The sequence below is a fragment of the Buttiauxella sp. JUb87 genome, from assembly GCF_004361975.1.
In the GTDB taxonomy this organism is placed as follows: domain Bacteria; phylum Pseudomonadota; class Gammaproteobacteria; order Enterobacterales; family Enterobacteriaceae; genus Buttiauxella; species Buttiauxella ferragutiae.
Genome location: NZ_SNVY01000006.1, coordinates 1 through 25,204, shown reverse-complemented (window position 1 = coordinate 25,204; position 25,204 = coordinate 1). Strand labels below are relative to the sequence as shown.

Here is a 25,204-nt window from a genome sequence, read left to right as displayed (position 1 = left end):
TTTATTTTCACGATAAGTCCTGATTTATCCCTGTGATATCGCCGGGTGTAATACCGACAATCCAGATATCATTTACATCTGTTTCTGCGACCACAATCTGTGGGTCACCCTGTTGGGCGGCAGTCGTAGCAATCGCGACAGCAAGCCAAGGTGCGGCCTTGCCGGTATAGCCTGTGGTCTGATCAATATCCTTATTGTCCTCAGTCATACTTAAAGTCAGTTCATTATTTTCACAGGCCGTATTCCAGTCCCCACCCTGTGACACCGAACTCCCTGTCATCCATGCCCTCCTCACCCCTTCCGGTGGCAACTGGCACCATAACAATGCTCTGCTGAGTGTTTTTGAAAGTGAACGAGAACAACCTTTTTCAGGGCGATGTAGCCTGACGGCATTCGGAAAATCAGCATGCCTGCGGTTCAGTAACACAAGCCAGGCTATCGCTTCCCCTTGACCTTCAAGCGGGGTTTCCCGAATGGCCGCGCTGACGGTAATAAGAGCAGCAGGTGTCTTCCACATTTCATCCAGCCAGTTGTCTAGAGCGGCTAACCCCTTAACATGAAATAACTGAAACTTACGGCCAGTCTGCAAAGCCAGCAGATGTGAGATTTTCGCCTCCGCATCCGGAACTCCAGCTATCTCGCAATCGACCATTAACCAGCAGAGAACATCGGCAGGGATTTTATCCAGCACCGGTCTAATTTGACTGGCAAGAGTTTTCACCGCGATATCCAGATCATCCACCTGCTGCTTATTCTGAAAATCTGCTAAACGGGTATGACGAACAGGTGCGCCTCCGACTCGAGGTGGCTGCATAGTTAACTGAGAAGTTGAAGCCAGAACGGCGTTGAGTAATTTTTCCGGGCCACTACCGAGCTGGATGACCACGCCAACCTTCAGTACACTGACAGCCCGTTGCCCCCGAGTGATTTCCCGCTCAAGCAATTGTTCTCGCTCTCTATTCCACGAGGACGCCCATACCTGATCGCATTTGTAACCAAACCGGCGAAGACTAAAAAACAACCCCCACAAACAAACGGGCAAACCCAGTGCCATGCACCAGAATACATACCCCGTCCGTTCTTCTGTCCACAACCAGAATGTCAGGGCAATTCCAGAGGCTAAGATAATACCCAGAAAATATAACCAGCGACGTGTATTCGGCCGGGGTATTCTGGGAGCAGATTCAGGGATAGCATCCAGGTAAACCGCCATCGCTACGCTACCTTCGCCTTTGTAAAGGAGCTAATTAACGTACAACCGCAGGCACATTTATGGCCATGAAATGCCACAGGGATACCGTTATCCAGGTAATCAGGATTACCTTCAATAATGGAAGTGGGTCCATGCCCCTGAATTGGGCAAGATACTTTATCGCCTTTACGGGCAACACCAATACCACCGAATTTCATTTTTTCTGATCCGGTTAATACAGAACCACCGTGGGTTGTTTTATCGCCTTTGCGAATAATCTGCAACATTTGTGCCTCCAAGAATTTTTTGTGGAAAATAAAACACGATTCTCATTCGTAGCCAAATCGATCATTTATTACGATTTTTCCCGACCAAATTTGGCCTCATATCGGAATAGTTGAACCTGCCGTAGGAATTCCGCGATTTTCATTTCAACATTAATGGTTGATACCATACGTTTTATTGAGATGTGATTTTATCACTGCCGTATTTGTATAGCTGAACCTTTACCACTTCCACCACACCATGATAAATTTCCATCATTACTTACATAGTCAGCCTGTGATATTCCCCTTCCATATTGATATATACACATAGACTTTACGGGAGATCATTTCATAAGCATTAACCTCTCTCCTTCAGGATATTAAATTTACAACATTCATTCCGGTGAAGTATCCATAAAAAACTGAAGAGTTTAATGGAGATATAATTTTTCAAATAAACCTCTCAGATTGACGCATCGTTAGTTAGTGCACCAAGATACGACTCCCACAACAGGTCGTCTTCCCGTAATACTATTCACCCCCATGCTTCACGATGAAGAGAGAAATGCACCATTATTCAAGGAAATTTAAATTCATTATTTCTGACTGTGTCATCGACTATATCTTCAATACTTCTACTTTGAATACCTTTCTCACCAAATGAATTAGAATTACATCTTTTTGAACTGATAACCTCTCCATTCTTCTTTATATCAAGAAGTGCTACAGCGCCTTGCTTTTCTTCTGGAATAAGGAGTACATAAGAGTAGGCACCTTTATTAAACCCTAAATAGGTTGTATTGGTTCCTGAATTCAACCATCTTTTCAATCTATTCATTGGATTAAAATCAACTTCAAGCTCAGTGCTATCGGCCTTCTGAAATAAGAATTTAATTGTATTATCGTTCTTATTTGAACAAAATGCAGTCGTTTGCTTTACTTCACTAGGTAGATTCAGATAAAGCGACGTGAGTGGGAAATCTGATCTTGCTTTGCTTATCAATCTGGTGATGATTTAGTAATAACCTTCGTACCTTGAGTCTCTTTGCTGAAGAAGATTTCTGTTTCACCACCATTAAACCCTTGTTTAACTTTCAGATTATCCGGACCATTCCACTTATAATTAACCTCAATACATCCTTCATTGCACTTCATAGTAAAATCTTTTGTGGGTGATATATTTTTCATGAGATGTTTTTTATTATTTTCAGTCAAACCGTCTCTATACTTATGATAAGCATCTAAAAGGCTGCCCCCACGATAAAACACCTCATCAACACTCCCATACTCATTGTTCAGAGTGGAAGTAACGTTAGTATAAGAAGACGCGTTGTCAATACGTTCCTCATTCCCATCTTGAGAATAAATAATCATACGATTATTTAAAACAAAAATTAAAGATCCATTTACTTTAATAAAATAATTAAAAGGATAATCACAGTTATTAGATTGTTTTACTGGCGTAAACAAACTGACATTATCTTCCAGCATTATGTTATATTCTGATAGCAGCTGAGAATATAAATCAACTGTTTTCTGGCTATGCCAGTAATTTAATGGAGTTGTGGCTTTCATTTTGTATTCAAACTTACATAACCCAGGTATACTTATATTTTTATTATCAATGTTTATCACCTTCCCATTAAATACATTACTGACATTTTCTTTTGCTACAAATTCTCCTTTAGGAGTTATCAAATCAGAAACCACATAATGATTCCACGTCAGTGACTTTTCTTCAACTGATGTTCCAATCGTCTTTTCAACTCCGGCATTAGCCATAAAAGATGAAATCAGTAATAAATAAAATACAACGAGAACATACATATAAAGACCTCTTTTAATGAGTGGAATCATAAACATTATTTAAAAACATATTGTATTCTGCTCTGCGTCTTAATATAAGGCCTGAGTCCCCACCATTCGTTATATCCAGAAACTCATGAGCAGCATTCTCATATTCGTTAGAATTAAGTAATGCCAGTAGATTCGGAGCTTGACCTGAAGAAAGGAAAAATGCTCCACAGTTGAATAGCAAACTCACAAGAGCATCAAACTCATACTGATACAAATCTACTTCAATAGCTCGTTTCACCCCATTCTCAATATCAATTCGATCATTTTCAAATAGGTGTATCTAGGTGCTGGCCTGCGTTAATCATGGTGTTGCGGGTGCTGGTGAGCTGAAAGTGTTCACCGGAAGTCAGGGCAACACCTTGCGGGGCACTCGCCAGCAGGACGGCAGACTGAAGGTTTTTGAGTCGGTCGGTCGGTCACCAGGTTTATCTGGGTACTGATATCGCAGACTAATGCGCAGTTCAAATCCAATAGTCTTTAATTTTAAATCGAATTACCGATATTTATTTTTAATATTTAAATAACCGACCTGCTTATGCACACATACTACATTACAGTCAAATGCAATACCCACACAAATAAACTTACGACTATTAACTTCTTCATTATAGATTTCAGCATTTTTAGTATCAGTATATGGTCGCAAGCCATAAATATAGTTTAATTACTTAACATAATTTTTCAATATTATTTTTAATCTGGTAATGAGATGTTTTTCACTGTAGTACCTTCGTTTGTCTGTCGGAAGTTCAATCTAGTTTCACCACCTGATTGCAATATGTCTACATCCAACTCATTGTTTGATTTCCAGTTATATTTGAAAATCAAATCAGATAATATTGTAATTATCTCATTCTTCCCTGGTGTTATTGATTTTTTTAATTGATTAAGTACTTCATCAGTTTTATGTTTCTCCCTAAACTTAAGATAAGCAGAGAGCAAATCAGTATTAGGATAAACACAAGTTACAATGTTTCCTTCGGTATAAACTACATCCATTTCATTACTACCTTCTATACAGGAGACACTATCAGTAGTACTTATTGATTCTTGAACCTTTTCCTGATTTTTTACCTGCTTTAATCGCACATCCCCATCAGGGTAATACCATACTGCTCGATTTTTATAGATCAGCATTAACGTATTATCAGTTATAATAAACTCTGAAAAAGGTAACTGGCATTGAGAATTAGGATCTACAGGTGTAATCACATCAATATTTTCATCTAGTTGAATGCCATATTGCTTCAAAAAATCACGATAAAAGGAAACTGTTTTGACACTTTGCCAATAACTTACTGGTGTCTCTTTTTCGTCCACAACCCTGCAGGAAAAAAGTCCTTTAACATACAGCATATTCTCTTTTAAAATGATCTCCTTCTCAGCGAAATATTTCTTTACATTATCTATAGAATCCTTGTCAGCTGATTTTTTTGTAATATCCTCAGAAACCATCGCAAATTTCCAAGATTGATCGTTAGCAGCCCAACCATGATTAAAGAATGGACTAAAAAATAAAATTACTGCAATGAAAAATCGACTCCTATACATATTCATTTCCTTATCATTAGTGAACTGAGTTATAAACATTGTTCAAAAACATATTGTTTTCTGCACTTCTTCTCTTAACCAAACCATTATCTCCATTGTTAGTAATATCTAGAAGCTCATTAGCAGCCATATCATATTTTTCACGATTAACATTATCAATTAGATTTGGTGCTTTTCTAAGAAAAAAGAAATTCTCACCACAATTAAAAAGCAAACTAACCAACGCATCAAACTCATACTGATACAATTTTACTGCAACCGCATTCTTTACAGCATTTTCGAATTTCAAAATATCAATATTAAAAACTTCATTGGCTTTCTCAATCGTTATGCTGCTTTTAAATTCATCAGGTAATATAATGTCTTCACATTTCAATTTATCAATTAAATGACCATAACCAATTGTGCAATAATTATGCGCATCATTATAAGCAGTCAATTCCAGTTGTTCCCAATCTTTAATAAACAACCGACCTTTTTCGGAAGTAACTAAAGTATTAACATCCTGTCTAGGTTCTTGGTTCTGGCTCGTTTGATTACTAAATGTATTATTATATCCCTCAACTAATAATTGAACCGGATCCAGAAGATCCCCTCTACGTTTATAGTGTGATTCATTTACATCTGTTAAGGATTTAGCCAGAGTAAAGCCTTCCGCACCCGAAAAGAGTTCAAAATGCAGCATAAAAACAATAGTGCCATTCAACTTGAATGTTGGACGTGTTAAACCATTATCATCTGTGCTAATTAACGCACCTGTTTCACCCAATTGTTGTCCCTGAACAACCTCATCGCCACTATTAACTTTTATGGTTGTGGGATTAACTTCTCCATAACGCGCAATAAACTCTCGTCCATCAGTAGCTTTATGATGTACCGTTATCTGGTGTGTGCGATTATAAAAATTCCTGACTTCTAAAACGGTTCCAGGGCAAATAGCAACAACAGGTGTATAAGGGTTAGTATAAAGATCCCTTGCAGCATGTTTGCGCCCTCGTTCACGGGGATAATCCATAGTTGCTGCATTTACCATTCTCTCCGCACGCCAGCTATGAGTATTTCCCCATTTTTTTCCCGGATCATTTTCTGGTTTGACCTGAAGTGGGAAAATAATCACTGCATTATTGTTGCTCAAGGCATCCATAAATACCACAGGATGTAAATGCCACGGATCTGGCCCCATACCGGGGACCTGTTTCATCCACGCTATCTTCTTAATAAACTCTTCTGTGTAGGTCTTCCACGACGGAGCATCCGTGGCCAGCTTATCCAGATATGTCTTCCATAAAGGGTCATCTATGCCGTAATACCATTCACTGCCATGTTTCGCGATAATTCGATACAGGTGATCACGATAGGAGCCGTTATGGACGGCCTGCAAATATTCCTGTTCCGAGTAATACCCATCGTGGTTGCTGTCTATCTGCTCCAGTAATCGCTTGTAATTATATTCATTCAAGGCATGACTGGTCCGCGTTTCAACCTGCGCAGCTTTATACATCTGCTCAAGAATACCTTTCACCACATTATCCGGATGCTTTACGCCGTCCAGCAAATCAAAACTTTCCGGGACCTTATTCAGCGTCACAAATCCCAGTTTCCCTAAGTCATATCGCGACACTTTCTCGACATTTGCGGCTGCCAGCCACCCCTGCTCCTGATTTATCTGGTAATACGCAGGCTCTGCACCCGCAGCCACTGCCTGCCCTTCAGCACCCAGCATCGCCACTTTTGACCGTGTGGCTATCCCCTGGTTCTTCGTTTTAAGACTGCTTTCAGCCAGTTGTCCCTGCGCATTTTTGGTGAACAGAGGTACACCTCCCGGATACATCAGGAACGCCGCTTTGTCCTCTATGTCCACCCTGCCTGGATTAGTGATGAACTTTTCTACGTTACCCATAGCTAGGCACTCGATATGCACCTGATAGCGAGAGCGTTTTCCGTTTTCATTCGGCAGTTCATAAAAACCCATGTGCCCAATACCGTCTCCGGCATTAATCTGTATCGAAGCCTGAACCACCTCGCCAAATTTCGGCTCACCACCCGTAGTGGTTACTGCTGTCAGGCTGTCTCCGTCTGACACCACCCAGACACGGTCACCTTTATTCAGCTTGCTGTTACCTCCAAGATCCTGCCCCAGCGTCACAAGGCTAAAGGTGTTTGGCGAATCAGTCGGCTCTTTTCCTGGGCGAATAACCTGTTGAGCAGTATTCCCCTGTTCATAAGACAACGGGAATCCAGGGGTCAATGCACCCGCTCTTTTCCACAGCAATACATCTTCACTGCTCAGGTAATATCCCCAGTTCTTAGTGGCCGTGCAGCTCACCATGCCAGCATGCTGGGTACCGTAAGCCGGAGCACATCTCCCCCACCACGACGGAGTTAATACTGATGGCCCAGACTTAAGATTACCCTTGTCCGACAATATCCAGATAACAGTCCCGGCACTCAGCCCCGCCGTTGCATCAATGACATTGACCTCACTAAACTGTCGGTTAACGCTGTTGACTTTATGACTTATCGTTTTATCGCCCAGCTTCACTCGAGTACCCACAGGTAATGAACCACTTCGATGACCTGCCCGGACTTCTTCAGCGCTGGTGTAATACGACAAACCATCCGTAGTTGTTCTTTCACGTGCGTCCCCCTGCTGTCCATAGGCACTAAACGGGGCCATGTTCATATAGAGGGTGTGGAAAGTCAGACCACTATCAGGGTTATCACCAGGCTGGGTATAGTGCTTCACAAGCACAAACGAGGTGGAAAAGTTGACTTTGTCATCCCGCCAATCGATAGCTGTACTTTCGTAGTCCTTGCATACCCTGTAAGCCACTATCTCGCCATCAGCCATGCAGCGAATAAACTGTTCACCTTTATAGGCCTCGGGACGATATTGCGTCTCTGCAGCTGTGTTAGCGCTCAGGGCACACCAAGGTACTTTTGCGTCACTGATATGAATGCCCCCGTGCCACATTCCCTGGCTTCCCACCAGGAATTGCCCGGATGTTTCATCCCCCAGTAAGGAAAGAAGACTTTCAACGGAAGTAAACGTATCACCCTTTTTGTTCGACGGTACGGGGTAGCTGATCTTTAATAGTTTTGCTGGCATAGATTGTCCTCCCTGTTAATCACAGGCCCATTTGGCAGAGTTTTTGGTGGTGAGAGTGATATCCGTCTTTTTAAAATCGGGTGTATCCATAGGCATATTCGCCCCCGTACCCGGTACCAGATAGTTCGCCGTCTTCATAATAAAATCACCATCCGACCCATGCTCTATCCCGTTCGCACTCAGTTTCAGGTACGAGCCACCGCCGTTAAGCGTCAGCGTTTTCGGGGTGGTGATAATGATTTCGTCGTCGCTACAGGTCACCGTGAGCTGCTTTTGCGAGAACAGCGCCATGGTGTTGTGCTGGGCATGGATTTCGATATCCCCCTGGTTGGCGACAAGCTTCGCACCGGCCTTATGCACAAACAGCCCCAGCGCCTTTTCGACCGTCACTGACAGGTTTTTCATTGCGCCCATATCGAGGTGCTGGCCTGCGTTAATCATGGTGTTGCGGGTGCTGGTGAGCTGAAAGTGTTCACCGGAAGTCAGGGCAACACCTTGCGGGGCACTCGCCAGCAGGACGGCAGACTGAAGGTTTTTGAGTCGGTCGTTCACCAGGTTTATCTGGGTACTGATATCGCAGACTAATGCGCCAGCCGCTTCAGCGGCACTGTTCAGCGACTGCATCTGGCTGTTGGCCTGGTTAATCTGGTTAACCGCAGGCGTCATTTCCAGCACCGGGCCCTGCGCTTTGGACTGTTCATTCGCCGTCAGGAAAATACCTTTCGCCGCACGGACCGCGCCAAATTCATCAGTGCGCAGCTCGAATCCGCTGCCGCGCTGTTTGCGCTGGACATCGACCAGGTGCCCCATATTCAGCTGCGTTTTGCCGTATTCCGTGGCGAGTTTGATGTGCTCCTCGCCGCGCTGGTCTTCCATCCGCAGCTTGTTGTTCGCCGGCGTTCGCCAGATGTTGCGCGTATGGTTGTCACTGGTGACGTGGTCCGGGTGTTCAGAGTCATGCTGGGCATAAGCGATGTACGGTCTGTCGGGGTCACCACTGTCAAACACCACCGAGACTTCCGTGCCATCGAGTAACGGCGCGTGCCAGCCATAGGTGTCACCGGCATACGGTTTCGCCATACGCAACCACAAGTAGGCATAACCCGGTTCGCTGCTGTTGCGGTCGAAGTCCAGCTTCACGCGATAGCGCCCCTGCTCATCCAGCCAGGCATAGGTGTCGCCCTTCTGGGTGCTTTCCACGCGAGCTGGCAGGGAGCCGGATATGACCGGGCGATTAAGCAGTGCCGGACGGTAGCAGACAGATTCACTGTAGGGGATACCGTCGAATTCAAGCGTGAAGCTGCTTTTACGCGAACCACTGCTGCGCACCGTGGTGATAACAATCCCGTCTTTCACGGTTTCGGGCAGCGTTCCGTCTGTTTCCAGTACCTGGCCTGGTGCCAGCAACGGGCTGGAGGAATGCCCACTGACGGTGTACTGCGCGTTCATCATGCGTTCATGGCGCAGGCGGGCAAAATACGCGCCGGTTTCAGTGCTTTCGGTATCGCCTTCTGACAGGAATGGCTCCGCGTAGTGGTACGTTTCCCCGGAAGTAATCCCTTCTTTGCCACTGATGCTTTCAGAGCTGTCCTGCGGTGTCAGTGCATCCCGGTAGTTGTAATCACGGGTCGCCACACTGCCGCTGACAACGTGGTATGCGGTGTGAATATCCCAGATACTTTCCTGGCCGTTGTCGCTCATTCCCGCCGGGTTACGCAGCGGCAGGTTGACGTCAAACTGATATTGTTGCTGAGTGTCCTGGAAAATAACCACATCCTGTTCCAGACGGCTGTCCATCTCAAAGCGCCAGAAAACCCCCACTTCGGCCAGAAGACGCTGCACGAACTGCAAATCCGTTTCGCGCCACTGGGTAATAAGTTCACGAGCAGGATATTCGCGCGACAGGCGAAACTCAAAGTCCGGCCCTTCCATGCCGTGCTTACGCAGCACTTGCTCGACGACTTCGATAACCGACTGATTGAGGAAAACCTCGCTACCTTTGGTGTGGGCTAACAACGCAATACGCGGCACCAGCGTCAGTGCATAGCGTGTTTCATCTTTCGAGGTCGATACACGACGGAATGATTCAACCACACCAAAAACGCTACGCACCGGCACCGCAGGCACCCCTGTAAACATCGGCGTCTGCCAGGTAAAACACGCGGGCTTCAGCAGTAAGGTATCGCAGGCAATATCCGGAGTGATGCAGGTGAGAGACACATCGTAACGCCAGGGCTGGCTGAATGATTCCACCGAGCTGAAACTCAGCACATCCAGAAAATCAGTACTGCCATGGACATCCATCCGGTAACGTGACTGGCCCAGCAGTTGCTGGACCAGGCTGGCTCCATTACTTGTCAGAGAGCTGTTCACCCTGAAACTCCTTTAGATATTCATATCCATTGGAGCGGATGAACCACTCCAGCATTTATTAGTAATGAGATCGGTTATTTATTAACTCACGTTCAATCAGAAAGTCATAAATAACCGACAGCACACAAGATCAGAGTCAATATTGTATAACGTGATAATTAGCCCTGATCACCCCCCCCCAAATAAGCAATGCGTTCTTGCGTCAGTTTAGTTTGACACTGATATATTTTAATTCTCTTTTCAATCGCCGTGGTTGAAAGCTCTGCATCAGATAATTTCCCACATTTAACCACTTTATCATTCACCCATGTATTCTGAGCTTTACGCATTGAATTTTTGGCGGATTCAGGAAGGTATTTCCACACCTGGTTTAATGTGGCATCGGTTTCATCATAACTTCTTTTAGCGCTTTGCAGCCTGCTTTCACCATTCCCCTGAATAATGGTTTCTTTATCAACGCCCATCAAGGATGACTGGTAAAGGGAAACAGTAATATCATTATAATTACTAAAGTTATCTACCTGAATATCCTTGCCATTATCCGCTAATTTCAGATTGTAGCCCACACTCTTCCAGATCACGCTTCCACTATTAAACTTCCCGCTTCCTTGGGTAATACGGTAAAGCCTTGATGGATCATCACCAATGACCGCCAGTGTTTCTGGTGAAACCTTAACTGAAATAGTGGCACTGCATCCCAGGCCGTCATCATCGTTACGCATGGTGGAAACATTCGAAGTACTGACGCTGATTAAATCCAACTCCTTCTGATAAGCACTTAATGGTTTGCTAAATTTATCCTGCCCAGCTGCCAGATAGTTACTCTGCAAAACACCAGATGCTTCATCCTTTATATATTTTTTGATGGCATTATTTGCATCATCCCTGCCACATTTAAAATCATTCGAATCAAACAAGCCCGCATTGGCGCTAAAAGAAAACATCGAAATAATTGAAACCGCCACTAAACTCTTATACATATTTACTACTCCCTATTTTTATTTAGTAAAAAATGCTTATTACTCTTGCCCGTCAAACTCCAGCACAATCCCCTCTTCCTCATCCCAGCCTAAAACCAGTGAGATGGTACGTTGCTGCGCGGCTTTACGTTGCAGTAATTGTTGGCTGAGTACCGGCAGAATTTGCTGATTCAGCAGGCTGTCGATGTTGCGCGCACCGGTGTCCGGCAGCAGGCAGGCGGCAACCAGCGTGTCGTACAGGCTGTCGTCGATAGTGGTTTGCAGGCCGTAATGGTTTTTCAGGCGTTTAGCCACCTGGGCGAGTTTCATTTCCACGATGGTGCGCAAAGCGGTTGCATTTAGCGGGCGGTAAATCAGCGTCTGGAAGCGCGCCAGCAGCGCAGGCTGGAAGTGGTCACGTAATATCGGGCGCAACAGCTCCTGTAAGTCGCGGTCGGAGGCTTGCGGTTGCTCCTCCAGCAACTGCATTATGTGGTCACTGCCGAGGTTGGCGGTCATCAGAATAACGGTATTACGGAAGTCAATTTCCCGCCCTTCGCCGTCACGCATCACACCGCGGTCAAACACCTGATAGAACAGGTTAATGACATCACGGTGCGCTTTTTCCACCTCATCGAGCAACACCACGCTGTACGGGCGCTTGCGCACCGCTTCGGTCAGAATGCCGCCCTGGCCGTAACCGACGTAGCCCGGAGGGGAACCTTTGAGCTGGGAAACGGTGTGTGCTTCCTGATATTCGCTGAGATTGATGGTAATCAGCGATTTTTCACCGCCGAACAGGCTGTCGGCCAGCGCCATCGCGGTTTCAGTTTTTCCTGTGCCACTCGGGCCAACCAGCAGGAACACGCCCAGCGGACCGTTTTCCGGTGTCAGCCCGGTTTTTGCGGCCCGCAGTCGCTGCGCCATATCCACCAGGGCGGCGTCCTGGCCGACCACGCGGTTAGCCAGATAGTGCTCCAGCATCAACAGGTCAGTCTGCTCATCTTTCAGCAGGCTGGAAAGCGGCACGCCGGTCCAGTCAGCAATCACGGTGGCGACCGTGCGCACATCCACGTCCAGGTTCAGCAGCGGGGTATCCTGCTGAACAAGTGCCAGCCGCGCCTGCAGGTCAGTGGCTTCGGCCTGACGGCTGATGTCAGCGCGACAGTTGAGCAATTCCTGAGTCAGCGTTTTTTCAAGGTCGTACTGTTTATCAAGCCGGGCCAGTTGTACAGTCAGCTCTGAGGTGCGGATTTCAATCTGCGCCAGACGCTCGCCGTGGGTGGTATTCCCCAGCGCGATATCTTCCAGCAGAGCCTGTGCTTCCATATCCAGTGCGCTGATTTGCGCATTCAGGCGGGTCAGTGCCTCCGGCAGGGTATCGAGACTCATGCGCACACGGGCCGATGCAGTGTCCAGCAGGTCGACCGCCTTGTCCGGTAACTGGCGGCCGGTAATGTAACGGCGCGACAGGCTGACCGCGGCTTTGACCGCATCATCAGTGATATGCACACCGTGGTGCTGGGCGTAGCGGGACTTCAGCCCCCTGAGCATCAGGCAGGCCATCTCGTCATCCGGCTCGTCTACTTTGACCATCTGGAAGCGGCGTTCAAGGGCAGCATCGCGTTCAAAATATTGTTTGTATTCGCTCCAGGTGGTGGCGGCGATGGTGCGCAGTTCGCCACGCGCCAGCGCCGGTTTCAGCAGGTTAGCCGCATCCGCGCCACCCGCCTGGTTACCGGCACCAATAATGGTGTGCGCTTCGTCGATAAACAGCAGAACCGGCGTCGGGGAGTTCTGTACCGCATCGATGACGTTTTTCAGGCGCTGTTCAAACTCGCCTTTCACACCCGCCCCTGCCTGCAGTAGTCCTAAATCCAGGGTTCGCAAGCTGACGGTCTTCAGACTTTCCGGCACATTACCTTCGGCAATGCGTAAAGCCAGTCCCTCGACCAGCGCGGTTTTCCCCACGCCCGGTTCACCCACCAGAATCGGGTTGTTCTTGCGGCGGCGCGAGAGAATATCCACCATCTGACGGATTTCATTGTCGCGGCCAAACACCGGGTCGATTTTCCCTTCTCTGGCTTTCGCGGTGACATCGAGAGTGAATTTATCCAGTGCAGCCTGCAGCGCTTCACATAAGGTCTTGCCGGTGGCACTGGCCTCGCGCGGCACGTCACCCAGCGTGGATGGCGACTGCGCGAGTCTCTCCTGCTGCTGCACATCCGGACGTTCATCGGACTGCACATCCAGCAGTGGCCTCAGGCGATTAATCTGCGTTTCGCTCAGGCTGAACAATGGCCACAGACCTTCACAGCGCAGAAGCGTCGGCTTTGAAATCAGGGCCTCAAGCAGATGGACACTGCGGATGACCGGATTGTCGTCCTGCAGGGAAGCACTGAGCCAGGCGAACTTCATCAGCGCCTGCAGGTCTGCCGAGAGTTGCGGGCGCGTCTGCACGGAACGAGGCTGTGCATCCAGGCACGCCAGCAGGCTCTGCCACAGGCCATCCATATCCCACTCGTAGCGGCGCGCCAGCACGGTGATGTCCCCTTCCCCCAGTTCCAGCAGTTTAAGCAGCCAGTGCTCAATGGTGATTTCGGCATGCGCCCGGGTCTGACACAGCGTGGCGGCCGCTTCCAGAGCCCGTGCACAGTACGGGTTTAAACGACGAAGTAATACGGCTGACTGCGGTTCCATGATGTGTTCCTTTTTGAAGTACGCTACCGCCCTTAGCCTTCTCCTTTGCAGGAAACCCAGGCCCATCAGGTCGGTTGCTTTATGCTGTTTTTGTTTACTCAACCGCCGGATGGCGGCTCAGGAAACAAAAACAGCAGACGGTTTCCCGTCTGCTGTGAAGTCTGTCTTACGCGGTGGTACGTTCGTTCCAGGAATCGGAATGAATGATGTTGCCGTCTTTGTAAGTCCAGGTGATTTTTTCGTAGCGCAGTTCAATCATTTCCAGGTGGTTGTGCTTCTCGTAGCCCGGATCTTTGATGTCGTGCATTTTTGGCGCAACTTTCACCAGTTTGACGTTTTCCAGTTTGGTGTTGAAATATTCAACTTCCTGGCCTGCGTCGTTGATTTTGTACCATTTGAATTCGGCAGACTTCAGGGTCTGACCGGTGGTGACGGCTTTGTACAGATAAGGGCTTGAAGAGTCGATTTCCTTGGTAAACAGGAACGGGGTGTGAATACGGGTCCCCGTCAGTTTGCCGGTGTTGTTGTCGGTCGGGATATACAGCTTGTGGTCCTGTGACACGATTTCGATGCTGCCTTCACGATCCTTTACGTCAACGGAACCTTTGATGTCCGCACCGCCGTCGTCTTTGAGCCACAGATAGACTGGAATTGCCATGTTTACTTCTCCATTTCACTTGTTATGACATCACCCTTTGCCGGTGATGTTGTTTTGCCCGGTACCTGGCAGGCGTCGGCCTGAGGCACAAGACTGATTTCAACGCGGCGGTTTGCCGCGCGATGTGCATCTGAATCATTCAGTTTCAGTGGCCTGCTTTCACCATACCCCTGAACCGCAAAGCAGCTTTCCTGCACCTCGCCGGTGTCGCGCATCCAGTCGCGTACCGACTCCGCTCGTTGCCGGGAAAGTCTCTGATTGGATTTGTCATCCCCCACATCATCGGTATGCCCGGCCACCACAATCAGCCAGCCCGGCTTCGCGTTAATCCCGGCCAGCGCCTTCACCAGCACACCGATGGAGCTCGCTTTGAGCTGCCAGCGACCGGTGTCAAACAGTGAGAGGCTGTCCAGACGCACGATTTGCGATACTGGCTTATGCTCCGGAGGTGAAGGTGGGACATAGGTATTGATGGCCTGTGGCAGAGCTGGGGGAGGAATATAGGTATCAATGGCCTGTTGCAGCGTCAGCCACAGCCTATACCCCGGGTAATAACCCAGGCTGTAACGCATCGGCTCTCCCTGGCGATGCCAGCGTTCAACCTTGAGTACATGCCGCTTCAGCGCCTCAAGTGACTGCGCTTTAGGCGTGTAATGATCCATTGGAATAGCGGACCAGCGCTGGAGGTCAGCACCGATCTCGCGGATCAGATCCCGGTTGTTGAGCGCAGAAAACCCCAGAGCCACCAGTGCACACAACCACATCAGAAACACGACGTAACGGGTACGTTGCCCACCCTGGACCGGGGCGGCGAACGGCGCCAGTAATGGTAGAACGGCGTCAGGAAAACGGTTGCCGGGGTCACTGACCGCCGTCACACAAGGGAGTTGTAAACAGGTACGTCGAAACAGCCAGTCTGACCAGACAGACTGGGCCGCAGGGTCGGCATTTGTGGCTCCGAGCCGCAACACCACGGCAAAAGTACGCACCGGCGGGGTTAATCTGTCCGCTTTATCCAGTTCATCGAGCAGCGTTTCGCGAATAAAGCCAAATGCCTGGCTGAGTACCGCAAGCATGGCAAGATTGTCTTCCGACTGCTGCCAGTCAATCAGCGCCTGCGGCGATTCATTGGCCGGGCACACCACGGGTTTATTGCCACGTACCATCATCCAGGGCGTTTGCGGACCAGAAAATTCACAACTCACCACCACCGGTGGCGTAAAACCGGTCAAGGCACTCAACTGTTTGATTTGCTGGCGGAGTGTTTTCAGTGCTGAGCGCAGTACGGCCTCATCCTGATGCTGGTCGGGCAGACACACGTACATCACGGAAAGCTGCCCCACCTGGCGGGGTTGTTGTTCCTGAATACTGCGTACCATGCCCGTTAACTGGTCCACATCTCCGGCGTGCAACCACCAACCCTGAGCGGTTTTGCGCAGCGGTTGCCCCTGAAAGATTGCATCAAGGCCGTCGCCACAGACCAGCACAACCGGCCCCTGGGTATCCAGTAACGGCAGGTCGATAAAAGCATCCGAACCTTTGGCTTGCTGTGTGCGGTAGCGGCAGTTTTTCCACACCAGCCAGCCGGCAAGCATGGCGAGCATCAACGTGGCCAGGCTTTTGAATGCATTACTGACCGGCATGAAATACCACAGCAGCCACAGCAACGCCGCAAACCCGGCCAGGGTATGTAAAACAACCGAGAGGATGACTGATTTACGCATTAACGTGGCAACTCCGGTATTTGCGCCGATAGCAGCGCCTGGAGCCACAGATGCCCTCCCCACCAGACCACGCCCGTCAGCACCACCGCCAGCACGACCCAGAACCAGACCGAACGCATCAGGCTCCAGCGATGTTTACCCGTCCGGTGAACAACCAGAGACAGACCGGCATCGGGTTGGGAAACGCGTTCTGACAGCGCTTTAATTACGTCCTCTCGCTGTGTCTGACTCACCGCTTTGCTGTACAGTCCCTGGAAGCCAAGGGCAATCACGCGGTGATAGCAGGTCAAAACCGCCTTATCGGGTGCCGACTGGCGCAGCACTTCAGCAATGCGGTCCCACAACGCTTCACCGGCATGCAGGGAGCCGAAAAAACGTGCCTGAAGGGGGGCTTTACGCCAGGCGAGTTGGCCTTCATCAATCCGTGGCGCGTCACCCTCTTCTGGTTTCTCCGGCTTACGACTCATCACCGCTTCATCCAGCAGAGCGCACTGGGCATAGGAAATATGGTCGATGCTGGCGGCGTCATATCCGGCGCGTTCGAGCGCTTCTCGCACGCTTTCGACCTGCTTAACGCATTTGTCGTAAAGTGCTGAGCCATCGGGTGTCGTCGCCCCTTTCTTCAGCATGGTGACAATCAGCCAGGTTTCGGCCATCAACGCATCGATATCCATGTCATTTTTCATGAGCGCAGCACCGCAAAGAGTTCAAGCTCAAGCTGGCCCAGTAAGGCAGGCACATAGAACATGCACACACCCTGTTCCTGCATCTCACGGGCAGCCGCGCTTTCCATGTCGAGCGCAAAATACTGGTTTTCCATCCGCACCGGTAACGCCGCCGGTACGCGGCTGACAGGAATAAGTGGAATGCCTTTCAGTGCCGCGCTGTAGATTTCATTCACATCATCCGGTGAACCGGCCTGGCACAGTGCCGGGAAGCGGTCGGCTATCTGCCACGCCGGAATGTCAGAACGCACAGAGAGATACAGGTCGGCTTCTTCGCGCAGACGGATATCGTGCAGGCTGGCTTTCCAGGTTTGCTCATCCGGACGGGACATTTCAAGCACGATGACCCTGGATGGCAGACTGGCTTCCAGCAAACCGGTGAGCAGCTCAAACAAAGGCGGGAAGGCACTGGCTGGCTCCGCATGGTCATAACCGGGAATGGCATCCAGATCATGATCCAGGGAGAAAGTCAGCATACTGCCCGCCAGGCGAGCCAGTTCAGCCCATACCTGTTCAGGGTGACGAGCCGGGAAGCGCTCATATTCCGTCAGTACTCGCGCATGGGAATTGAGGGCATTCAGCAGCCAGAACAGCGAAACATCAGCAACCGCAAAATCAGCCAGGCGTTCGTTACTCTCACGGCGCATCGACATCAGGCGCTGGCGACGTGAGCGAAGCTGGCGATTCAGCAAGACCAGGCGCTCATGCAGCGACGGGCTGGCGGAAAATAACGCCAGTGGAGGAATAAAAGTCGCGTCCTGACGCCATCCGCCCTGCCCGTCCCGGATAAGACGTGCCACCGGGCAGGTTTTCCATGACTCGTTACTTTCATGCGCAAACCGCACAGTAAAATTGAAACGGGCAACGGCCATCGACTCTTCTCCAGCACCGAAGGCATCCTGCACGGTCACCCATTCTTCGCGATAGCGCAGCGGTCTGTCAGAAACGACGTTTTCCTGCTGAACATTGCTCATCCCAGGCTGCATCAGCGGCAGTGCGATGACTACCGTGACCACATCGAGGCCAGCAAGCTGCGAAGATGCAAGCTCACGAGGCAGCGGTGGAAGGTCACTGTTTTGGGTGTCAATAAGTGAACCCTCTTCCAGCCACAGACGCAGTTGTGAGATCTGGACCAGCCCGGATGAGAGCAAGTTGTCATCAAATTCAACCTTTTCCACCCCCCACGGAAAGGGAGAAGCCAGTGCCGAAACACCGGCACTGCGAAAAGATCCCCATGCTGCCTGCTGCTGGAATTGCTGAGGGGACAGCAATGCCCCCTCATTCCACAGTGGACGATAGATTTTCATCCCTGCAACCACCTTAGGCTTTGGCTTTTGGCATCTGCGAGACAAGAGACAAATTGACGTCCATGCCTTCCACCTGGAAATGCGGTACCGCGAACAGCTTCACGCGGAAGAAGCCCGGGTTATCCTCAATATCCTCAACCACGACTTTGGCATCACGCAGCGGGTGGGAAGCCTGCAGATCGTCGCCCGGATCGGTCATTTCCGTCACCAGACCGCGGATCCAGGTATTCAGCTCCAGCTCCAGCAGACGACGGTCTTTGGTGGTACCGATGTTTTCGCGCTGAATCAGCTTCAGATAGTGCGCGATACGCGACAGCAGGAAGATATACGGCAGGCGGGAGTTGATTCGGCTGTTAGCCGTCGCATCAGCCGTGTCATACAATGCCGGTTTCTGCGCTGAGTTTGCGGAGAAGAAGCAGGAGTAATCGCGGTTTTTGTAGTACGACAGCGGGATAAAGCCGAGGTTTGCGAATTCAAATTCACGGGTTTCCGGGATCATCACCTCACTCGGGATTTTCACCTGGTTGCCGGTACCGAGATCATACAGGTGGATTGGCAAATCAGTGACGGCACCACCCGCTTGTGGCCCACGAATTTGCACACACCAGCCGTTTTTGATGAAGCTTTTCACCATGTTGGTCGCAAACGCGAAAGAAGCGTTGGTCCACAGATATTTTTCGTGGTCGGGTCCTTTCACTTCTTCGACATAGTTGAAGCTGCGTACCGGCACGGTGTCCGGTCCATAGGGCAGACGACCCAACACGCGTGGCATCGTCAGACCGATATAGCGGGAATCGTCGGAATCCCGGAAAGACTTCCACTTAATGTATTCCGCGCGGTCAAAATAGTTGCCGATGTCTTTGATCGCCGCCACTTCTTCCATTGAATTTTTAAGGAAGAATGCCGGGCCGACCGAGCCGATAAATGGCATATGCGCCGCTGCAGACACTTTGGAGATATTACGCAGCAACGCCACGTCCTGCGGGCTGGCATCGAATTCGTAGTTGGAAATCACGGAGCCAATAGGCTCGCCACCCGGAGTATCATACTCAGCAATGTAGGTGTGTGCGTATAAGCCGCACTGGATGACTTCCGGTGCATCTTCAAAGTCCTGACGCAGATCATCTTTGGACACGTCGAGCACTTCAATTTTCACGTTCTGGCGAAAATCGGTGCCATCCACCAGGGATTTCAGGCCCCGCCATGCGGATTCCACTTTCTGGAATTCCGCGTGGTGCATCACGACGTCCAGCTGGCGGCTAATTTGATAGTCGAGTTCGGCAATGTGATGGTCCAGCAGGGTTTTATCCAGCTTCTCAACACGCTGACCGGAGTTTTTCAGACGCTGCAACAGTACCTGAACGGCAGCCGTGACGCGCTCATCGGCGGTGGCATCGGCCAGTGCCTGGCTGTCCTGCCAGACGTTAATATCAGACAGACCGGAAACCGGGCTCAGGTTAATTTTTTCAAACAGGGAAGCGTATACGCTTCCCTCACTGTCACGTTCCCGGACAAGCGTTTCGCCGGTGGACAACGGGGTATTTTGTACTGACATGAGCATTATCTCGCATTAATCCGTTAAGTGGAGGGTCTACGCCTTAGGCGCCAGGGCATTCAGTTCGTCACGCAACTCATCACTGAGCGCCGGATCCCTGAGAATGCTTTCGAGCTCTTTACGGAAGGTGACGTTATCCAGCAGGTTAGATTTGAGGTCACGCAGCAGATTGCGCATCGACAACATCGCGCGCAGTTGTGGAATTTGACGAGCAACCTGCTCAGGTTCGAAATCTTTCATTTCACTGAACGCGAGGCTGACATTTTCTTCCGAGCCATCACTGGCAAGGGTATTTTCCACCGTCAGGCTGAGAGTGGGATTAAAGCCCGCCAGTACACTGTCGAAGTTATTTTTATTGATATTCACTTTTTCACGTTCGGATAACGGGCTCGCTTCCTTCCCATTACTGTAGTCACCCATGACCACTAACTTCAGCGGCAATTCCATTTTCTTCTGTGTGCCACCGGTATGCAGGGCTAATTTAATATTGACACGGGCTTTGGGTATTTCATTCTGAAAAGAACTGGACACAACTAACTCCTTTTATGACGTGCGTGACGGATCTCAGGCAAAAAAAATTGCGCTCAGTGACCCAAACGTTAAAGCAGGGAATAAATTTCAGATAAATTAGCATCGATTAACGATTGATTTAAACAGATAAAATCTTAGAGGACGCATTTAAGGTCAGTTTATTTGTTTAAAAATAAACGTTGTTTTTCTTAGTCATTAGTTTCTTTTTTTTGACCATTTTCATGTATTCCCCAAATCAGTCGCTCAGGCCGTTTACGGCTGACAGACGAGGGAATCCGGTTGTGTGTCAGAACTGGATTTTACAAAAATGTGAAATATATCTATCGCTCAAACATGGCGGAACTGGAAAAACAGAAGATGCTTTTCCGGTTTTACTTACTTCATTGAGTCACTCAGAATGATAAGCTGGCAGGATTATCTTATTGTCGCGAAGGACTGGTATGAGTGGATAAGGCCGAGTGGCGAAAAAAGAGCCATATATACACCCTGGGATGAATTACACACCGCCTTCAACATTAAGGGAGAACGGATTAAACCTCCGGAACTGTGCATTACCGGAAAGTGGAGCGAAGTACACTCTGTATTGACGCAATGTCATTTTATTGCTGTCCCGGTATCGGGTAAACATGGTTTTTCCGCATTTAATCTGCTCCCCTTTTTTTAGGATCTGTCGGGATGCTGTAAGCTGCATGCGACACGTACCAGTCAATAAATATAAAATTCATTTATAAATATAAAAAGAGTATGACGAATAACTTTGGAGCAACAATATCCTTTAATCTATTGATAGGGTTAAAAGCTATTTATCCGTTATCACCCTGACTGAAGTTATGGAGAAATTCACTATGTCAGAAGCATCCAGTACGTTGAGCACAATTGACCAGAGCAAAGCAAGACGAAGGGAGTTTGAAGTCATGATGGAGTCCACACTGGCAGAATTTCAGCAAAAAATGCATGAGTTGACCCGGTTGGTGGAGTGTTGGTTACACGATACTGGCGTCTGTATTACTGCTTCTGATGTTTACATCAAAATTAACCTGCCATTTGTACATAAATATCCCTTATCCACTATTAATTTTGAATATGCCGGGAGAGAGATAACGCTATTACCAAAATATATTTTTCTAGCCGGCGGGGCGAAAGGCGCTATCAGTTTTCTATGTGGGGGGGCACATCCGAAATGTTTCACGATTTTTATGGAGGTTCCACAGCGGGAGCATGAAGGATGGATTATATGCAGTGAAGGTGAGAGATCTATTGACGGTGTGGTTTTAACAGAAAAAGAATTTTTCCGCACCCTGCATATTTAATTGCATTTGAGGTGTATATAACCAGGGAAATGCCAGAATTGGAATCATATCATAGCAATTCTACCACTCATATCTGCGGCCTGTGCTGAGGTGATAATTACAGCAAGTCAACTCAGGCAGCGATATGAATATTTAAATTCACAGAAATAGTTTCGTGATAGCTATTATGAATAACATCACGCTATACTTAATGATTCAATATCATTTTAAATGCTCCGCGTGCGATGTCCTGTCTGGTAAAGCATATCCAGAAGTGACTTTGTCGTACTGACATTTAATTTCCTCATCGCGCTTCGCTTATAATAACTGACACTTTTAATATTGATATCATTATTCAGTGCAACAGTTTCATGACTTAAACCATCCAGCAGATTGTTGAGAACTAACAATTCAATTTCATTTAACATCACACTTCTCTTAACCTGGGGGTAATGATAACTACCACAGCTACGAACACTGCATCTTATGATTAAGATAAATTTTTTTATGAAATCATCAGGGGTATCACTGGAATAAATTACAGGGTATCTTGACGTTGAAACTTCCATTGATTTTTGCAATGAACTGTATACAGGAATAACAAGCCTGTCATCACGGCTAAAATCTGTAGGTATATGTTGATCGGCAAGAATAACATTTACAGATGGCAATTTATTTATCCCGCTTACTTTTTTGATATAGATATCATTTATATCACGAAGTAAAAAATCCATCCCCTGCTTCCAGAAATTGTTCATATGAAAAATTTCAATGCTGATCATGTAATTAATCTTCCTTTTTTTTAATTTAACTGCTGTTCTAAATATTTCTAAAACGTTTTGTTGTCTAAAATACTGTGTATTTTTGTCAACACGATATTTATATTAAACAGAGAGATATGACCTGTTTTCTGATCTTGACTTCAGTTACATAGGGAGTGGAAAACACAGGGCATCCAGCCCTGTGTTTTCCTTCAGCCTGTCAGCATTCAGGACATCAGAATGACCAGGAGACCCCCAGGTGCGCCGTCAGTGGCTCGTCAACCTGCTTACCATGTGAGTAACTGGCGTTCACATTCACATTGATGGTGTCTGTCACCTTCGCATTCACACCCACCTGATAAATACCGCGTGAGCCACTCAGGTCGTTGGTGAAGTGGTCTTCATTGACTTTCACATCATTGCTGTCAATGAATTCCTGGGCCAGCGCCGCACGGAAGTAAGGCTGGATTTTCGAACCATTCACCTCGAAGTTATGCCCCACCTGCACACCCACTTCGCCCACCATGGAACGCTGATTATCCACCTGCGCTTTCATGCCGTTCGACAGCGTGTAATTGCTGCTGTCACTGACAAAGGCACTCATGCCCACATAAGGTGCCACATAGGTCTCATCAAACCAGAAATACTTCCCGGTCTGCAGGTGTGCACCAATACCGTTGGCATCATAGTTACCATAAGCCCGGCTGCCGCTGTTCATCTGCGCATTCACATCATGAGCAAAGCGGTTGGCTTTCAGCACACCGTCCACATAGAAACCGGAGTTATGCATGTAGCTGCCGTAACCCCCGACAGAGTAAGAATCCACCTCACCATCCCCGCCACGGTCAAATTCCATGTCAGAATTACTGTAGGAGGTAAAACCACCGAAGGTGAACACACCATCACCGGCTTCAACGGACTTGTCCACCCCGAGGGTGAGACCGTTGATACCCATGTCATAACCGGCACCGGCTGAAGAGCTCACGCCAAAGTTATTGAAGTTGTACTGTGCCCAGACACTGGTTTCGTGCTCAAAGGAGCGCACCTGGTCCAGACGTCCACGTACTGTGTCCAGTTCAGCCTTGAATATCAGAGGGTCAGCTGTGGCCATGGAAAGCACCGCTGCCGTACTTGGCGATATCGTCATTTCTGACGGCGGCGCAGGTTCTACCGGTGCTACAGGCTCTGTCGGATCTACCGGTGTCGTCGGATCTATCGGTGTCGTCGGATCTATCGGTGTCGTCGGATCTATCGGTGTCGTCGGATCTATCGGTGTCGTCGGATCTATCGGTGTCGTCGGGTCTATCGGTGTCGTCGGGTCCACAGGCTCTGTCGGCGGCACGATCTCAATTGGGTGCGTAGGCTCTAATGGGACAATCGGGTGCGTAGGGACATTGGGTTCAATGGGGTGGACTGGTGCATCCGGTGTCGAATTGAGTGACCAGGTATTATTGCCCTGGTCAACCAGATAATACTGGTAGGTTCCCACATCCACGACCCCACCATTATTCGCCAGCGTAAACTCTGCATTCCCACCACCGGTCTGTATCACCTCCATACCGTCACCTGACGTCGGACTCACCCCGGTATCGGCGATAAACACATCAAAGTCGCCGTTTGCTTCACCGGTCACTGTCAGGGTGTCGCTCTGCAGCGTCGCGACTTCGGTGTTCATATAAAATGTTCCCGTCCCCTCCAGACTCGTCATGGTCAGGTCGGCATAGCCACTTTGTTCATAGTAAACACTGCCGCCATCCATGGTCATGGCACCCATGCTGTACTGCGTATTGCTGCCACTGACTGCTGAGGTGTTGTCCAGATACAGTGCACCGGAATCCGACAGGGTCATATTTGCACTGTCAGTCACTGCGCCCGCAGTCACCGTTAACTGACCACCAGACGTGACGGACACATCGCCACCCAGGGTGGCACCAGTATAAATGTAGCCAGCTCCACCATTCACCGTCAGGTCTGTGGCTGTGCCGCCGGTGTTAACGTCAACCCTGCCCCCGCTGTTAGCTATGGTGCCATTAGCCACACCGTCACTTTCAATAGTTTGCAGGCCAGTATTGTTAACTGTTGTGCCATTAGCCACACCGCCGCTTTCAATAGTTTGCAGGCCTGTGTTATTAACTATAGTGCCATTGGTTATGCCGCCGGCAAACACCTGCTCCCAGCCACCGCTAACATCAGTACCGCTGGTTATACCACCAGTATTAACGTCAACTTTTCCTCCACTGTTAACGATAGTGTCATTAGCCACACCACCACTTTCAACAGACTGCAGACCAGTATTATTCACGATGGTGCCATTGGTTATGCCGCCGGCAAGTACCTGTTCCCGGCCACCGTTAACATTAGTACCACTGGTTGTGCCATTAACGTTTACTGTTCCCCCTGTGTTCACTGTTGTGCTGTTCGCTGTGTCACCGGTGTTGACGGTGAAAATACCACCGTTATCAAGCAGGACATTACTGGCGGTGCCCATTGTCGCATCGATGGAGAACGCGCCCAGTGCATTCGTGCCACTGACGGTCGCATCGGTATTCGTGACAAGTGCAGCACCACTGCTTTGAATGACACCGGCAGCTGTTGCGCCTGCGGCAATATCCAGAAGCCCACCGCTGTTAACGGTTGTGTCGTTCGC

General features: G+C 48.8%; 20 protein-coding genes. 1 reads left to right on the top strand and 19 read right to left on the bottom strand.

Annotated elements, in window-relative coordinates; genetic code table 11:
* Window positions 1-7 precede the first annotated feature (7 nt).
* From EC843_RS18205 to tssB, 17 genes are all read right to left on the bottom strand, one after another.
* Window positions 8-1,213, bottom strand: a complete 1,206-nt coding sequence (locus EC843_RS18205) for a hypothetical protein (protein ID WP_133522786.1) — start codon at window positions 1,211-1,213, stop codon at window positions 8-10.
* A 2-nt stretch (window positions 1,214-1,215) separates the two neighbouring features.
* Window positions 1,216-1,479, bottom strand: coding sequence for a PAAR domain-containing protein (locus EC843_RS18200; RefSeq protein ID WP_133522785.1), 264 nt, complete (start codon window positions 1,477-1,479; stop codon window positions 1,216-1,218).
* Between the two features lie 556 nt (window positions 1,480-2,035).
* Window positions 2,036-2,296 carry a hypothetical protein gene (locus tag EC843_RS18195; protein WP_133522784.1) on the bottom strand — a complete coding sequence of 87 codons (261 nt, stop codon included), beginning with the start codon at window positions 2,294-2,296 and terminating at the stop codon, window positions 2,036-2,038.
* 161 nt (window positions 2,297-2,457) lie between these two features.
* Window positions 2,458-3,285 carry a hypothetical protein gene (locus EC843_RS18190; protein WP_133522783.1) on the bottom strand — a complete coding sequence of 276 codons (828 nt, stop codon included), beginning with the start codon at window positions 3,283-3,285 and terminating at the stop codon, window positions 2,458-2,460.
* 13 nt (window positions 3,286-3,298) lie between these two features.
* Window positions 3,299-3,595 carry a lysozyme gene (locus EC843_RS18185; protein ID WP_133522782.1) on the bottom strand — a complete coding sequence of 99 codons (297 nt, stop codon included), beginning with the start codon at window positions 3,593-3,595 and terminating at the stop codon, window positions 3,299-3,301.
* On the bottom strand, window positions 3,582-3,665 hold the full coding sequence (locus EC843_RS24875; protein ID WP_243739165.1) for a hypothetical protein: 84 nt from the start codon (window positions 3,663-3,665) through the stop codon (window positions 3,582-3,584). The genes EC843_RS18185 and EC843_RS24875 overlap by 14 nt, the downstream gene beginning before the upstream one ends.
* 343 nt (window positions 3,666-4,008) lie before the next feature.
* Entirely contained in the window at window positions 4,009-4,866 is an 858-nt protein-coding gene (locus tag EC843_RS18175) for a hypothetical protein (RefSeq protein ID WP_133522781.1), read from the bottom strand.
* Between the two features lie 16 nt (window positions 4,867-4,882).
* Window positions 4,883-7,975, bottom strand: a complete 3,093-nt coding sequence (locus tag EC843_RS18170; RefSeq protein WP_133522780.1) for a glycoside hydrolase family protein — start codon at window positions 7,973-7,975, stop codon at window positions 4,883-4,885.
* Window positions 7,976-7,990: 15 nt separating this feature from the next.
* The gene (vgrG, locus tag EC843_RS18165) at window positions 7,991-10,348 is read right to left on the bottom strand and encodes a type VI secretion system Vgr family protein (RefSeq protein WP_133522779.1); all 2,358 of its coding nucleotides are present in this window, start codon (window positions 10,346-10,348) and stop codon (window positions 7,991-7,993) included.
* Between the two features lie 158 nt (window positions 10,349-10,506).
* The gene (locus tag EC843_RS18160; RefSeq protein ID WP_133522778.1) at window positions 10,507-11,328 is read right to left on the bottom strand and encodes a lysozyme inhibitor LprI family protein; all 822 of its coding nucleotides are present in this window, start codon (window positions 11,326-11,328) and stop codon (window positions 10,507-10,509) included.
* Between the two features lie 39 nt (window positions 11,329-11,367).
* Window positions 11,368-14,007, bottom strand: a complete 2,640-nt coding sequence (gene tssH, locus EC843_RS18155; protein WP_133522777.1) for a type VI secretion system ATPase TssH — start codon at window positions 14,005-14,007, stop codon at window positions 11,368-11,370.
* 166 nt (window positions 14,008-14,173) lie between these two features.
* Window positions 14,174-14,665 (bottom strand): Hcp family type VI secretion system effector, encoded by a 492-nt coding sequence (locus tag EC843_RS18150; protein ID WP_133522776.1) that lies wholly within the window; start codon window positions 14,663-14,665, stop codon window positions 14,174-14,176.
* Window positions 14,666-14,667: 2 nt separating this feature from the next.
* A complete protein-coding gene (locus tag EC843_RS18145) occupies window positions 14,668-16,389 on the bottom strand; it encodes an OmpA family protein (RefSeq protein ID WP_133522874.1) in 1,722 nt (573 codons plus the stop codon).
* Window positions 16,389-17,075, bottom strand: a complete 687-nt coding sequence (gene tssL, locus EC843_RS18140; protein WP_133522775.1) for a type VI secretion system protein TssL, short form — start codon at window positions 17,073-17,075, stop codon at window positions 16,389-16,391. Before tssL ends, EC843_RS18145 begins: the two co-directional genes overlap by 1 nt.
* Entirely contained in the window at window positions 17,072-18,421 is a 1,350-nt protein-coding gene (gene tssK, locus EC843_RS18135; protein WP_133522774.1) for a type VI secretion system baseplate subunit TssK, read from the bottom strand. Before tssK ends, tssL begins: the two co-directional genes overlap by 4 nt.
* A 13-nt stretch (window positions 18,422-18,434) precedes the next feature.
* A complete protein-coding gene (gene tssC, locus EC843_RS18130; RefSeq protein WP_133522773.1) occupies window positions 18,435-19,982 on the bottom strand; it encodes a type VI secretion system contractile sheath large subunit in 1,548 nt (515 codons plus the stop codon).
* Window positions 19,983-20,012: 30 nt separating this feature from the next.
* Entirely contained in the window at window positions 20,013-20,507 is a 495-nt protein-coding gene (gene tssB, locus EC843_RS18125; protein WP_133522772.1) for a type VI secretion system contractile sheath small subunit, read from the bottom strand.
* Between the two features lie 845 nt (window positions 20,508-21,352).
* Here tssB and EC843_RS18120 point away from each other — a divergent pair.
* Entirely contained in the window at window positions 21,353-21,817 is a 465-nt protein-coding gene (locus tag EC843_RS18120) for a hypothetical protein (RefSeq protein ID WP_133522771.1), read from the top strand.
* Between the two features lie 206 nt (window positions 21,818-22,023).
* Here the strand turns inward: EC843_RS18120 and EC843_RS18115 are convergent, their stop codons facing one another.
* Window positions 22,024-22,578 carry a LuxR C-terminal-related transcriptional regulator gene (locus EC843_RS18115; RefSeq protein ID WP_133522770.1) on the bottom strand — a complete coding sequence of 185 codons (555 nt, stop codon included), beginning with the start codon at window positions 22,576-22,578 and terminating at the stop codon, window positions 22,024-22,026.
* A 214-nt stretch (window positions 22,579-22,792) separates the two neighbouring features.
* Window positions 22,793-25,204, bottom strand: a 2,412-nt coding sequence (locus EC843_RS18110) for an autotransporter outer membrane beta-barrel domain-containing protein (RefSeq protein ID WP_133522769.1), incomplete at its 5' end; no start/stop codon positions are given.

Bases quoted from the DNA above. Each gene is read 5' to 3' on its own strand.
- EC843_RS18205 (WP_133522786.1), bottom strand. From the start codon at position 1,213: ATGGCGGTTTACCTGGATGCTATCCCTGAATCTGCTCCCAGAATACCC.
- EC843_RS18200 (WP_133522785.1), bottom strand. From the start codon at position 1,479: ATGTTGCAGATTATTCGCAAAGGCGATAAAACAACCCACGGTGGTTCT.
- EC843_RS18195 (WP_133522784.1), bottom strand. From the start codon at position 2,296: ATGAATAGATTGAAAAGATGGTTGAATTCAGGAACCAATACAACCTAT.
- EC843_RS18190 (WP_133522783.1), bottom strand. From the start codon at position 3,285: ATGTATGTTCTCGTTGTATTTTATTTATTACTGATTTCATCTTTTATG.
- EC843_RS18175 (WP_133522781.1), bottom strand. From the start codon at position 4,866: ATGTATAGGAGTCGATTTTTCATTGCAGTAATTTTATTTTTTAGTCCA.
- EC843_RS18170 (WP_133522780.1), bottom strand. From the start codon at position 7,975: ATGCCAGCAAAACTATTAAAGATCAGCTACCCCGTACCGTCGAACAAA.
- EC843_RS18160 (WP_133522778.1), bottom strand. From the start codon at position 11,328: ATGTATAAGAGTTTAGTGGCGGTTTCAATTATTTCGATGTTTTCTTTT.
- tssH (WP_133522777.1), bottom strand. From the start codon at position 14,007: ATGGAACCGCAGTCAGCCGTATTACTTCGTCGTTTAAACCCGTACTGT.
- EC843_RS18150 (WP_133522776.1), bottom strand. From the start codon at position 14,665: ATGGCAATTCCAGTCTATCTGTGGCTCAAAGACGACGGCGGTGCGGAC.
- EC843_RS18145 (WP_133522874.1), bottom strand. From the start codon at position 16,389: ATGCGTAAATCAGTCATCCTCTCGGTTGTTTTACATACCCTGGCCGGG.
- tssL (WP_133522775.1), bottom strand. From the start codon at position 17,075: ATGAAAAATGACATGGATATCGATGCGTTGATGGCCGAAACCTGGCTG.
- tssK (WP_133522774.1), bottom strand. From the start codon at position 18,421: ATGAAAATCTATCGTCCACTGTGGAATGAGGGGGCATTGCTGTCCCCT.
- tssC (WP_133522773.1), bottom strand. From the start codon at position 19,982: ATGCTCATGTCAGTACAAAATACCCCGTTGTCCACCGGCGAAACGCTT.
- EC843_RS18120 (WP_133522771.1), top strand. From the start codon at position 21,353: ATGTCAGAAGCATCCAGTACGTTGAGCACAATTGACCAGAGCAAAGCA.
- EC843_RS18115 (WP_133522770.1), bottom strand. From the start codon at position 22,578: ATGATCAGCATTGAAATTTTTCATATGAACAATTTCTGGAAGCAGGGG.